We start from the raw sequence: 11,769 nt of genomic DNA on the forward strand, positions 1-11,769 counted from the left end.
CGGCTGATGCCCGCGCCGGACTCGGTGGAAGAAGGCTATCTGCCGCTGGGCCTGTCGCACCAGGTCAAGCTGAAGAATCCGGTGCGCCAGTCGCAGGCGATACGCTGGCGCGACGTGGAATACGACGACCGCTCCACCGCCGTGCAGTTCCGCCGCGAAATGGAACAGACCTTCGCCTGAGCCCGCGCCGGTCTAGCCGCGCGCGGCTAGACCGGCGCGGGGCGTTCGGCCTGGAACAGGCGCAGCCGGTCTGCGGCGTTGCGCAGGTGCTGTTCGGCGGCTTGGCCGGCGGCGTCCGGATCCGACCCTTCGATCGCGGCGAAGATGGCCTGGTGCTCGCTTTGCACGGCGGCCATGCGTTCGGCGTACCTGCGCGCCGTGTTGTTGCGCGCACTGCGGATCACCCGGCGCACATTGGCTTCCAGGTAATCGTTCAACGCGACCAGATGCGGGTTGTGCGTGGCCTGCACGATGGCCTGATGGAACTGGTAGTCCTCTTCGTCGCCCAGCTTGTCGTTGATCAGCGCGTATTCCATCCCCACCAGCGCCTGGCGGATCTTCTTGAGGTCTTGTTCGGTGCGGCGCTGCGCCGCGTAGCGCGCGGCGGTGACTTCGATGGACAGCATCAATTCCAGGATGTGCTCCAGGTCCTGGCTGTCGCCCGGCGTGGGCGCGGCGATGCGAAACGCGTTGCGCTGGAAGTTCGGATCGACGAACACGCCGCTGCCTTGTTGCGACGTGATCAGCCCTTCCGACTTCAAGCGGGCCAGCGCTTCGCGCACGACCGCCCGGCTGACGGAATAGGTTTCGGTCAGCTGCTTTTCGGTCGGCAGGCGATCGCCGGGGGCAAGCACCCCCTGGCGTATCTGCTCGGCCAGCGCGTCGCCCAAGGCCGCGGAAAGCGAACTCTTGGGCGCGGCGCGCGGCGGGTCCTGTTCTTGGGTAGGCTGCATGGAAAATCGTTGGATCGTGATGGCGGCGTCCTGAACTTTAAGCGATATAGATGCCGCCGTTGACCTGCATGACTTCGCCCGTCACAAAGCCCGCCAGCGGCGAACACAGGAATGCGATCGAACCGGCGATTTCCTCGGCCGTGCCAAAGCGGCGCAACGGGGTGCTTTCCAGCAACTGCGCGCCCTTCTGGCCGATCAGGTCATGCGTCATGGACGTGGCGATGATGCCGGGGGCCACGGCGTTCACGCGGATCTGCGGCGCCAGTTCCAGCGCCAGGCTGCGCGTGAAGCTCTGCACGGCGCCCTTGGACGCCGAATACGCGGCGTGCGCGTAGCTGCCGCGCTGGGCGGCCAAGGACGTCAGGAGCACGATCGACCCGTTGTGGCGCAGGTGGCGCTGGGCCGCGCGGCACACGTAGAACGTGCCGTCCAGGTTCACGCGCATCAGCGTGCGCCAGGCTTCGTCGCTGGTGTCCTTGACCAGTTGTTCCGGGTAGATGCCGGCGCAGTGAACCAGATGGTCCAGCCCGCCGAAATGCTTGGCGGCCGATTCGAACACGCGTTCGCAATCGTGCGACACGGACACGTCCAGCGCGTGGGTGTAGACCCGCTGGCCCGTGGGATCCAGCTCGGCCGCGACCGCCTCCAGGCGCGCGTTGTCGATGTCGGTCAGCACCAGCCGGGCGCCGTGGGCGGCCATCAGCCGCGCCGTCGCCAAACCAATGCCATTGCCTGCGCCGGTGATGACGGCCACCTGTCCTTCGAACGAAATCATCCTGTCTCCAAAGTTCTCTATGGGCGGGCCCGCGGCCTTTCAAGCGCCAGCGGCTTCCTGGATTGAACTCCTGAATCCGCTGCTTGACACGAGAAAAACGCATGCCCTATGATTTATCGGACAACTTAATAAAGTTGCCTGACAACTTATTCCGAAAGCGTAAATCAAGTCGCGCTTTCAGGCAAGAAGGGTCGGAAAAACACGGCCGCAGGCCGCATGACAGGCAGGGGACAACCAGGTGGAAATCACCGGCAGCACTACCGTATTCGCGATCGCGGCGGACCCGATCGCGCACGTCAAGACGCCCCAGCGGCTCAATGCCCTGCTGCGCGAACGCGCGATCGACGCCGTCATGGTGCCCTTCCACGTGTCTGCCGACGCGCTGCCCGGCCTGTTTGCCGGCCTGCGCGGCCTGGCCAACCTGGGCGGCATCGTGGTCACGGTGCCCCACAAGGAACATGCCGCCACCCTGTGCGACGCCCTGACCCCGGCAGCCCAGCTGATCGGCGCGGTCAATGCCGTGCGCCTGCAGGACGGCGTGCTGACCGGCGGCAACTTCGACGGCCTGGGCTTTGTGGCCGGCCTGCGCAGCCAGGGGCACGACCCCGCCGGCCGCCACGTCTACCTGGCCGGCCTGGGCGGCGCGGGCAAGGCCATCGCCTGTGCGCTGGCCGACGCCGGCCCCGCCAGCCTGCGCCTGTACAACCGGTCGGCCGACAAGGCGCGCGCCTTCGCCGCCCACCTGGCCCGCCAATACCCCGACCTGGACATCCGCGTGGCGGACTCCGCGCCCGAACCCTGCGACATCGCCATCAACGCGACCTCGCTGGGCCTGCAAGACACCGATCCCCTGCCCTTCCCCCTGGACGCCCTGGCTCCCGGCACCGTCGTGGCCGACGCCGTGATGAGCCGCGTCGACACCCCCCTGCTGCGCGCCGCCGCCGCGCAAGGCTGCCGCACGCATCCGGGCCTGTACATGCTGGAAGGACAACTCACCGAAATTGCCCGCTTTCTGGGCGTAGAAGAGCCGCAACAAAGCGCGCTTGCTTGATTCACGGACTCACCACTCCCGTTCCACGGAGGAGACACGCATGAAATTGGCTTTCACCACCGGCCTGCTGTGCCTGGCCGGCTTTGCCGCATCGGCGCACGCCGCACCCGTCAAGATCGGTCTGATCGAAACGCTGTCGGGCCCGCAGGCCTCGACCGGCCTGATGTTCCGCGCCGCGGTCAAGTACGAACTGGACCGCATCAACGCCGCCGGCGGCTGGAACGGCCAGCCGCTGGAACTGGTCGAATTCGACAACCAGGGCGGCCCCGTGGGCGCGTCCGACCGCTTCCGCGCCGCGGCGGCCGAAGGCGTTCAGGTCCTGGTGCAGGGCTCGTCGTCCGCGATCTCGGGCCAGCTGACCGAAGACGTGCGCAAGCACAACCTGCGCAACCCGGGCAAGGAAGTCGTCTTCCTGAACGTGGGCGGCGAAGCACTGGAACTGACGGGCCAGAAGTGCCACTTCTACCACTTCCGCTTCACCACCAATGCCGACCTGCGCGTGAAGTCGCTGGCCTCGGTGATGTCGGCCGACGGCACGCTGGGCAAGCGCGTGTACGCCATCAACCAGAACTACTCCTGGGGCCAGGACATGGAGGGCGCCACCGAGCGCTTCGCCAAGCAGTACGGCTATGAAGTGGTGGGCAAGACGCTGCACGAAGTCAACAAGATCCAGGACTTCGCGCCCTACGTCGCGCGCATCCGGTCGGCGTCGCCCGACACCGTCATTACCGGCAACTGGTCCAACGACCTGCTGCTACTGATGAAGGCCACGCAGGCCGCCGGCCTGAAGGTGCGCTTTGCCACCGTGTTCCTGGACCAGGTGGGCAACCTGGCCAATGCAGGCGAAGTCGCGCTGGGCCATTACATCGCGCACCCGTACAACATCGAAGCCGCGGGCGACGAAGGCGCCAAGTTCGCCGAAGACTACAAGGCCAAGACCGGCCACTACCCCAGCTACACCGAACCGCAAACCGTCATCGGCGTGCGCTTCCTGGGCGAAGCGTTAAAGCAGGTGCCGCCGCAGGACGGCAAGCTGTCCGTGCCGGCACTGGCGAAGGCCTTGGAAAAGGTCACCTACACCTCGTCGCTGGGCACTTACACGATGCGTGCCGAAGACCACCAGGTGCAGCTGCCGATGGTCGTATCCAAGGTAAGCAAGAACGCCAAGTACAAGGCCGACGGCACCGACATGGGTTTCGAGCCGGTGAAGGTGCTGGCGGCGGCGGACGTGTCGGCGCCGGTGCAGGCGACGTGCAAGATGCAGCGGCCGGATTGATGGCGGCTTGACGGGTTTGCGCGCGCTGAAAGTCCGCGCGCGCGACCCGTCGATCGCCTGCAAGCATTTATAAGCGCACACCGGCGCGGGCCGGAAAAACAACGTGCGCGATCGCTCGCGGGGCGCCTCGCGCCCTAGCGCAAGAATTATGGAGCGGACATGGAATTCTTTACCGTCTCGCTGTTGAACGGCGTGATTTACGGCCTGCTGCTATTCATGGTGTCGGCAGGCCTGACCTTGATTTTCGGAATGATGGGCGTGCTGAACTTCGCGCACGCCTCGTTCTACATGATCGGCGCGTATGCCGCCTACACGTTGACGCCCGTCACGGGCTTCTGGACGGCGCTGGTGCTGGCAACGATCATCGCGGGCGTGCTGGGCATGGGCGTCGAGCGCTTCTTCCTGCGCCGCGTCCACAAGTTCGGCCACGCGCAGGAACTGCTGGTGACCTTCGGCCTGGCGTTCATCGTGGCCGAGCTGATCAAGCTGTTCTACGGCGACTTCCCCGTGGACTACCGCGTGCCGACGTTCCTGAACTTCGCGGCCTTCCGCGTGTTCGACGCGGACTACCCCTTCTACCGCCTCTTGATGGGTGGCGTGTCGCTGGCGATGTTCGCCGTGATCTACCTGCTGCTGTCGCGCACCCGCGTGGGCATCGTGGTGCGTTCGGCCATCTACCGCCCGCGCATGGCTGAAGCGCTGGGACACAACGTGCCGCTCGTCTTCATGAGCGTGTTCGGCGTGGGCGCGGCGATGGCCGGCCTGGCGGGCGCGGTCGCCGGCGCCTTCTACACCACGAATCCCAACATGGCGCTGGAACTGGGCGTGCTGGTGTTCGTGGTGGTCGTCGTGGGCGGCCTGGGTTCGCTTGAGGGCGCGATGATCGCGTCGCTGCTGATTGGCCTGATCAGTTCGTTTTCGGTGGGCATCGACGCCAGCCTGGCGTCCTTGTTCGGCCTGTTCGGCGCCGGTGAGTGGGCCGAAAGCGTGGGCGGCCTGATGACCGTGAAGATATCCAGCCTGGCGGCCACATTGCCCTTCCTGCTGATGCTGGTCGTGCTGCTGGTCAAGCCGTCCGGCCTGAAGGGAGAACAGGCATGAGCCAAACCCGTAACGCCCCGGGCGCCCTGCTGTTGATCGTCTGCGTGGGCGTGCTGTGCGCGCTGCCCTGGCTGCTGCCCCCGGGCCAGCTCGTGGCCGCGGTGCAGATGCTGATCGCCGCGCTCTTTGCGTGCGCCTTCAACCTGCTGGCGGGCCAGGGCGGCATGCTGTCCTTCGGCCATGCTGCGTACTTCGGCGTCGGCACGTTCGCCACCATCCATGCCATGAATGCGCTGGGCGGCGCGGGCCTCTTGCCCACGCCCCTGATGCCGCTGGCAGGCGGCGTGGCCGGCCTGCTGTTCGGTCTCGTTGCCGGCTGGTTCGCCACCATGCGTTCCGGCGTGTACTTTTCAATGATCACGCTGGCGCTGGCGGAACTGCTGCACGCGCTGGCGCCGCACCTGAAAGGCGTGTTCGGCGGCGAAGCCGGCGTGTCGGCCATGCGCATGCCGGCCTGGGGCTTCACCTTCGGTTCCGACGTCGAGGTGTACTTCCTGGTGCTGGCCTGGGTGCTGATTTCGCTGGCCGCCTTGTACGGCCTGACCCGCACGCCGCTGGGCCGCTTGACGCTGGGCCTGCGCGAAAACGCCAACCGGCTGCGCTACCTGGGCTACCGCCCGCATGCGTTGAAGACGATGGTGTTTGCGCTGTCGGCCATGTTCGCCGGCATCGCGGGCGGCTTGCAGGCCTTGAACATCGAGGCCGGCAACTACGTGCTGTTCGAGGTCAAGCTGTCCACCGACGCGGTGCTGTTCGCCTACATCGGCGGCGTCAACGCCTTCCTGGGCCCCGTGCTGGGCGCCTCCATCCTGACGTTCCTGTCGCAGACGCTGGCCGACATCACGCGGTCGTGGTTGCTGTACCAGGGCGTGCTGTTCGTGCTGGTGATGCTGTTCGTGCCGGACGGTCTGGTGGGCCTGGTGCAGCGCGCGGCCAAGTCGCTGCGCGAGCGCGGACTGGCCAACTGGCTGCCGCGCGCCGCGTTGTCGGTCGCCGCCGGCCTGCTGCTGACTGCCGCCACCGTGTTCTCGGTCGAGATGTTGCAGCGCATGTTTGCCCGCGATTATCGCGCGCTGCTGGCCATGAACCCCGAGGCCGGCTGGCCCGCCATCCCGCTTTTCGGCCAGGAGTGGGCGCCGCTGGCGCTGTCCACCTGGCTGATCCCGCTGGCGCTGTTCGCCGTGGGCCTGGCGGCCTGCCGCTGGGCGCTGGCCCTGTGGCGCGACGACGGCGACGCCGCCCCTGTGCTGGAGCCCGCAAAATGACCCACGACATCCTGACCCTGACTGACGTGCGCAAGTCCTTCGGCGAAGCGCAGATCATCCGCGGCGTGAACCTGGCAATCGAAGCCGGCGAACGGCACGCGGTCATCGGCCCCAACGGCGCCGGCAAGTCCACCTTGTTCCACCTGATGTCGGGCTCGTTCGCGCCGACCTCGGGCGACATCAGCCTGCGTTCGCGTTCCATTGGCGGCCTGGCGCCTGAAGCCATCAACCGGCTGGGGCTGGCGCGCTCGTTCCAGATCACCAACGTATTCCCGCGCCTGTCGGTGCGTGAAAACCTGCGCCTGGCCGTGCTGCGCATGCACGGGCTGGTCTACAACTTCTGGCGCCCCATCGCGCGCAACCGCGCCGTCAATGAAGACGTGGACCGCCTGCTGGAGAAAGTGCGCCTGACCGCCAAGCAGGACACGGCCGCGGGCGACCTGAACTACTCCGAGCAGCGCTCGCTGGAAATCGGCATGACGCTCGCCTCGCGCCCGAAGGTCATCCTGCTGGACGAGCCGATGGCCGGCATGTCGCAGCACGAAGTCGACTACACGGTCGAACTCATCAAGGAAGTGACGCGCGATTGCACCCTGCTGATCGTCGAACACGACATGCAGGTGGTGTTCTCGCTGGCCGACCGCATCAGCGTGCTGGTGTACGGCGAAATCCTGGCCACGGGCACGCCCGCGGACATCCGCGGCGATGCCCGCGTTCGCGAAGCCTACCTGGGAGAGGAAACGGTATGAACATGGCATCAAACCCGCAATCCCCCCTGCTCAGCCTGCAAGGCGTGCACGCGCACTACGGCAAGAGCCACATCCTGCACGGCATCGACCTGTCCATCGGACGCGGCGAAGTCGTCAGCCTGTTGGGCCGCAACGGCGCGGGCCGCTCCACCACCATGAAAAGCATCATGGGCCTGGTGGACGTGACCGGCGGGCGCATCGCCATCGAAGGGCGTGACATCACCAACAAGCGCCCCTTCGAGATCGCGCGCGCCGGCCTGGGCTTCGTGCCCGAAGAACGCGAAGTCTTCGCCAACCTGACGGTGGACGAGAACCTGCGCATGGGCGAGCAACCCAAGCGCGACGACGCGCCCTTCTGGACGGTCGCGCAGATGTTCGACTACTTCCCGCGCTTGAAGGAACGCAGCAATACGAAAGCCGGGAACCTGTCGGGCGGCGAACAGCAGATGCTGACCATGTGCCGATCGCTGTTGGGCAATCCCAAGGTCATGTTGATCGACGAACCCACCGAAGGGCTGGCCCCGAAGATCGTGGAAGTGATCGCGGATGTCATCCGCGACATCCACAAGCGCGGCGTCTCGGTGGTGCTGGTGGAACAGAAGCTGACCATCGCGCTGAAGGTGTCGACCCGCGTCAGCGTCATGGGCCACGGCCGCATCGTGTTCGAAGGCCCGCCTGCGCAGCTGCATGAGCGCCAGGACGTGGTGCAGGAATGGCTGGCCGTCTGACGCGCCGTCACGCAAATCCCCTACAGGCAAATACCTTGGACAATCCTACTGAAGTCATCCATAGCGACCTGCGCGGCCAGACCGTCGTGATCACCGGCGGCGCCAAAGGCATCGGCTTTTCCACCGCGCAGGCTTTCGTGCGCCAAGGCGCGCGCGTCGCGCTGCTGGACATGGACGCCACCGCCCTGGACGCGGCCGTAGCAGACCTGACATCCGCCGGCGGCGAAGCCATCGCGGTGCAGGCCTCCGTCACCGACGCCGAGGCCGTCGAACGCGCCTTCGCCCAGGTCGAACAGGCCTGGGGCCGCATCGACGTGCTGGTCAACAACGCCGGCATCTCGGCCAACAAGCCCACGCTGGAAGTGACCGTGGACGAGTGGCGCCGCGCCGTCGACATCAACCTGACCGGCGTCTTCCTGTGCGCGCAGGCCGCAGGCCGCCGCATGGTGCCGGCGGGCGCGGGCAGCATCATCAACCTGGCCTCCATGTACGGCGTGGTGGCCGCGCCCGACCGCGCCGCCTACTGCGCGACCAAAGGCGCGGTGGTGCTGCTGACCGAAACGCTGGCCGTGGAATGGGGCCCGATGGGCGTGCGCGTCAACGCGCTGGCGCCCGGCTATGTCGAGACCGACCTGGTGCGCGACCTGGCCGCGCGCGGCCGGCTGGACCCCGAACGGCTGAAACAACGCACTCCGCTGCGCCGCATGGCGCAGCCGGCCGAAATGGCCGATCTGGCGGTCTTCCTGGCGTCGCGCCAGGCCGCCTACATCACCGGACACACCCTGGTGGCCGACGGCGGCTGGAGCCGCTACAGCTACCTCTAACCGCACCGACGCTTAAAAACATTCTGGAGATTCACTCATGGCCACCTACCAACCGCTTGAGCCCCAAGCGCCCTGGCGGCAACTGACGGTCGAGGCAAAGGATTGGCAGCAGGCGGACCCCGCCCTGCTGGGCACCATGCTCACCCAGCTGCACTGGATCCGAGCCTTTGAAGAGGCCGTGCTGGACCTGGCCGCCGAAGGCCTGGTGCACGGCCCCGCGCACTCGTCCGTGGGCCAGGAAGGCGGCGCCGTCGGTTCGGTGCTGGCCTTGGGCGCCGGCGACCAGATCAACGGGTCGCACCGCGGCCACCACCAGTTCCTGGCCAAGGCGCTGCAGCACGTCGCGCCGCTGGGCCTGGATCCGCGCAACCCGCTCACGCCCGCCATCGACGAGGTCCTGCAGAAGACGCTGGCCGAGATCATGGGCCTGGCCCAGGGTTATTGCCGCGGCCGTGGGGGCAGCATGCACTTGCGCTGGCTGGAAGCGGGTGCGCTGGGCACCAACGCCATCGTGGGCGGCGGCGTGCCGCTTGCCGCCGGCGCTGGCTGGGCGCACAAGCACGCCGGCACCGACCGCGTGGCGGTGACCTACTTCGGCGACGGCGCGGTGAACATCGGTTCCGTGCTGGAAACGATGAACCTGACCGCCGCGTGGAAGACGCCGCTGTGCTTCTTCATCGAGAACAACCGCTACGCCGTGTCAACCACGGTGGAAGAATCCACCGCAGAACCGCGCCTGTCGGCGCGCGGCCTGGCGTTCAACATCCCGTCGTGGAAAGTCGACGGCATGGATCCGCTGGCCGTGCATCTGGCCATGTCGGAAGCCGTGGCGCACATGCGCGCGGGCAACGGCCCGACCATCGTGGAAGTCGACGTGTACCGCTTCTTCCACCAGAACGGCCCCTTCCCCGGCAGCGCCTTCGGCTACCGCACGAAAGACGAAGAGGCGCAATGGCGCCGCCGCGATCCGCTGGACAAGATCGCTTCCGAGATGATCGGCCGCGCGCTGATCACGCAAGCGGAAGTGGACGCGCTGCGCCAGCGCTGCAAGGACGTCATGAAAGACGTCTGCGGCCGTCTGACCGAAGCCGCTGAAGGCGGCAAGCGCCGCGTGCGCGCCGACCTGTGGCCCAGCCCCGACTTCCGCGACGTGGGCCTGCGCAGCGATGGCGCCGAATTGGCCGGCCTGCGCTACCAGGACGTGGCTGACTACGCCGGCGACAAGGTCGAGCGCAAGTTCGTCGACGCCGTCGCCGACGTGCTGGACCGCCGCATGGAAACCGATGGCGGCGTGGTCGTGCTGGGCGAAGACGTGCACCGCCTGAAGGGCGGCACCAATGGCGCCACGCGCGGCCTGAAGGACAAGTACCCCGACCGCGTGCTGGGTACTCCGATTTCCGAAAACGCCTTCGCCGGCCTGGGCGGCGGCCTGGCGATGGACGGCCGCTACAAGCCCGTCGTCGAATTCATGTACCCCGATTTCATGTGGGTCGCGGCCGACCAGATCTTCAACCAGATCGGCAAGGCCCGCCACATGTTCGGCGGCGACATCGACGTGCCGTTCGTGCTGCGCACCAAGGTCGCGATGGGCACGGGCTACGGCTCGCAGCACTCGATGGATCCGGCCGGCATCTTCGCCACCGCGCCCGGCTGGCGCATCGTGGCGCCGTCCACGCCGTTCGAGTACGTGGGCTTGATGAACACCGCGCTGGCCTCCAAGGACCCCGTGCTGGTCATCGAACACGTCGACCTGTACGCCTCGTCGGGCGACGTGCCCGCGGGCGACCTGGACTACGCCATCCCCTTCGGCCGCGCGCGTGTGCGCCGCGCGGGCGGCAAGGTCACCATCCTGACCTACCTGTCGATGGTCAGCCGCGCGCTCAAGGCCGCTGAAGAAGCGGGCGTGGACGCCGAAGTGATCGACTTGCGCACGCTGGACCGCGCCGGCCTGGACTGGGACACCATCGGCGCCAGCATCCAGAAGACCAACAACGTGCTGATCGTGGAGCAAGGCGCGCGCGGCACGTCCTACGGCGCCATGCTGTCCGACGAGATCCAGCGCCGCTATTTCGATTGGCTGGACCAGCCGATCAAGCGCGTGACGGGCGGCGAAGCCTCGCCCAGCATCTCGAAGGTGCTGGAACGCGCGGCGTTCGCGGACACCGAGGAAGTGCTGGCTGGCCTGGCCGACGTGCTGGCCGACCTGGGAGAACAGGCATGAGCACCCTGCAAATGACCGTGCCGATGGAAGTCGGCATCTGCTGCAATGACCTGGACACGCTGCTGGCGTTCTACACGGACGTCGTCGGCCTGACGCTCGTCAACCGCGTCAGCGTGCCTGCCGACAAAGCGCGTGCCACGGGACTGACCGTGCACGGCTACGACGTGGCGCGCCTGCAGACGTCCTACGGCGAACGCATCAAGCTGCTGCAGCCCAGCGTCGCCCCCGAGTCCGCCGTGCGCGGCACGGCGATCCTGGACCGCCAGGGCGCCACCTACCTGACCTTCATCGTGCGCGATCTGGCAGGCGTGGTGCGCAGCCTGGAATCCCGGGGCGTGGTGTTCGACAGCGCGCCGGCGCCCATGGAAGTGCGCCCCGGCACCTGGCTGGCGTTCTTCCGCGACCCGGAAGGCAATGTGCTGGAACTGGTCGAATACGACGACCCCGCCGCCTATCGGCCCGATCTGGCCGCCGCCGCAAACTAGGACGAACAACGTGGCACACCTTATCAAGCTCCCCTCCGTTGCCGCCGACACGTCGGGCGGCAACCTGCACCAGTGGCTCAAGCAAGAAGGCGACAAGGTCGCCGTCGGCGATGCGCTGGCGGAAATCGAAACCGAAAAGGCCATCGTCGAGATCAACGCCGAACACGCCGGCGTGCTAGGCCGCATCGTGGTCCAGGCCGGCGCCGCGTCGGTGCCGATCAATACCGTGATCGGCGTGCTGCTGGCCGACGGCGACGACGCCTCGGCAATCGACCGCGCGCTGGCCGAACACGGCGGGGCGGCGACGGCCGCGCCGGCCGCCGCTGCCGAACCCGCGGCAG

Annotated in this window: 12 protein-coding genes and 1 pseudogene; 11 read left to right on the forward strand and 2 right to left on the reverse strand. The window is 67.2% G+C overall.

Features of this window, described 5'->3' with window-relative positions; translation table 11 throughout:
- Positions 1–180: pseudogene (locus tag ACO6D5_RS01660) on the forward strand (flagellar biosynthesis protein FlgA); the annotation flags it as partial.
- A 26-nt stretch (positions 181–206) separates the two neighbouring features.
- On the opposite strand, the gene ACO6D5_RS01665 reads toward ACO6D5_RS01660, so the two are convergent.
- Both ACO6D5_RS01665 and ACO6D5_RS01670 read right to left on the reverse strand, forming a co-directional pair.
- Positions 207–953, reverse strand: coding sequence for an FCD domain-containing protein (locus tag ACO6D5_RS01665; protein ID WP_315845276.1), 747 nt, complete (start codon positions 951–953; stop codon positions 207–209).
- Positions 954–990: 37 nt separating this feature from the next.
- Positions 991–1,728: an SDR family NAD(P)-dependent oxidoreductase gene (locus tag ACO6D5_RS01670; protein ID WP_315845277.1), complete on the reverse strand. Its 738-nt coding sequence runs from the start codon at positions 1,726–1,728 to the stop codon at positions 991–993.
- 238 nt (positions 1,729–1,966) lie between these two features.
- Between ACO6D5_RS01670 and ACO6D5_RS01675 the strand changes: the two genes are divergently transcribed.
- From ACO6D5_RS01675 to ACO6D5_RS01720, 10 genes are all read left to right on the forward strand, one after another.
- Positions 1,967–2,779 carry a shikimate dehydrogenase family protein gene (locus ACO6D5_RS01675; RefSeq protein ID WP_485824464.1) on the forward strand — a complete coding sequence of 271 codons (813 nt, stop codon included), beginning with the start codon at positions 1,967–1,969 and terminating at the stop codon, positions 2,777–2,779.
- A 40-nt stretch (positions 2,780–2,819) separates the two neighbouring features.
- Positions 2,820–4,055, forward strand: a complete 1,236-nt coding sequence (locus ACO6D5_RS01680; protein ID WP_315845279.1) for an ABC transporter substrate-binding protein — start codon at positions 2,820–2,822, stop codon at positions 4,053–4,055.
- A 159-nt stretch (positions 4,056–4,214) separates the two neighbouring features.
- Positions 4,215–5,156 carry an ABC transporter permease subunit gene (locus tag ACO6D5_RS01685; protein ID WP_315845280.1) on the forward strand — a complete coding sequence of 314 codons (942 nt, stop codon included), beginning with the start codon at positions 4,215–4,217 and terminating at the stop codon, positions 5,154–5,156.
- Entirely contained in the window at positions 5,153–6,421 is a 1,269-nt protein-coding gene (locus tag ACO6D5_RS01690) for a branched-chain amino acid ABC transporter permease (protein ID WP_485824465.1), read from the forward strand. The genes ACO6D5_RS01685 and ACO6D5_RS01690 overlap by 4 nt, the downstream gene beginning before the upstream one ends.
- Positions 6,418–7,170, forward strand: a complete 753-nt coding sequence (locus ACO6D5_RS01695) for an ABC transporter ATP-binding protein (protein WP_006228129.1) — start codon at positions 6,418–6,420, stop codon at positions 7,168–7,170. The genes ACO6D5_RS01690 and ACO6D5_RS01695 overlap by 4 nt, the downstream gene beginning before the upstream one ends.
- Positions 7,167–7,898, forward strand: a complete 732-nt coding sequence (locus ACO6D5_RS01700; RefSeq protein ID WP_485824466.1) for an ABC transporter ATP-binding protein — start codon at positions 7,167–7,169, stop codon at positions 7,896–7,898. Before ACO6D5_RS01695 ends, ACO6D5_RS01700 begins: the two co-directional genes overlap by 4 nt.
- A 35-nt stretch (positions 7,899–7,933) precedes the next feature.
- Complete coding sequence (locus tag ACO6D5_RS01705; RefSeq protein ID WP_315845284.1) at positions 7,934–8,722, forward strand: glucose 1-dehydrogenase; 789 nt, start codon at positions 7,934–7,936, stop codon at positions 8,720–8,722.
- 37 nt (positions 8,723–8,759) lie between these two features.
- On the forward strand, positions 8,760–10,943 hold the full coding sequence (locus ACO6D5_RS01710; RefSeq protein ID WP_485824467.1) for an alpha-ketoacid dehydrogenase subunit alpha/beta: 2,184 nt from the start codon (positions 8,760–8,762) through the stop codon (positions 10,941–10,943).
- On the forward strand, positions 10,940–11,428 hold the full coding sequence (locus tag ACO6D5_RS01715) for a VOC family protein (protein WP_485824468.1): 489 nt from the start codon (positions 10,940–10,942) through the stop codon (positions 11,426–11,428). Before ACO6D5_RS01710 ends, ACO6D5_RS01715 begins: the two co-directional genes overlap by 4 nt.
- A gap of 10 nt (positions 11,429–11,438) precedes the next feature.
- Positions 11,439–11,769: biotin/lipoyl-containing protein (locus tag ACO6D5_RS01720; RefSeq protein WP_485824469.1), on the forward strand; the 331-nt coding region annotated here is incomplete at its 3' end.

This window comes from Achromobacter sp., assembly GCF_057314935.1.

Bases quoted from the DNA above. Each gene is read 5' to 3' on its own strand.
- ACO6D5_RS01665 (WP_315845276.1), bottom strand. From the start codon at position 953: ATGCAGCCTACCCAAGAACAGGACCCGCCGCGCGCCGCGCCCAAGAGT.
- ACO6D5_RS01670 (WP_315845277.1), bottom strand. From the start codon at position 1,728: ATGATTTCGTTCGAAGGACAGGTGGCCGTCATCACCGGCGCAGGCAAT.
- ACO6D5_RS01680 (WP_315845279.1), top strand. From the start codon at position 2,820: ATGAAATTGGCTTTCACCACCGGCCTGCTGTGCCTGGCCGGCTTTGCC.
- ACO6D5_RS01685 (WP_315845280.1), top strand. From the start codon at position 4,215: ATGGAATTCTTTACCGTCTCGCTGTTGAACGGCGTGATTTACGGCCTG.
- ACO6D5_RS01690 (WP_485824465.1), top strand. From the start codon at position 5,153: ATGAGCCAAACCCGTAACGCCCCGGGCGCCCTGCTGTTGATCGTCTGC.
- ACO6D5_RS01695 (WP_006228129.1), top strand. From the start codon at position 6,418: ATGACCCACGACATCCTGACCCTGACTGACGTGCGCAAGTCCTTCGGC.
- ACO6D5_RS01700 (WP_485824466.1), top strand. From the start codon at position 7,167: ATGAACATGGCATCAAACCCGCAATCCCCCCTGCTCAGCCTGCAAGGC.
- ACO6D5_RS01710 (WP_485824467.1), top strand. From the start codon at position 8,760: ATGGCCACCTACCAACCGCTTGAGCCCCAAGCGCCCTGGCGGCAACTG.
- ACO6D5_RS01715 (WP_485824468.1), top strand. From the start codon at position 10,940: ATGAGCACCCTGCAAATGACCGTGCCGATGGAAGTCGGCATCTGCTGC.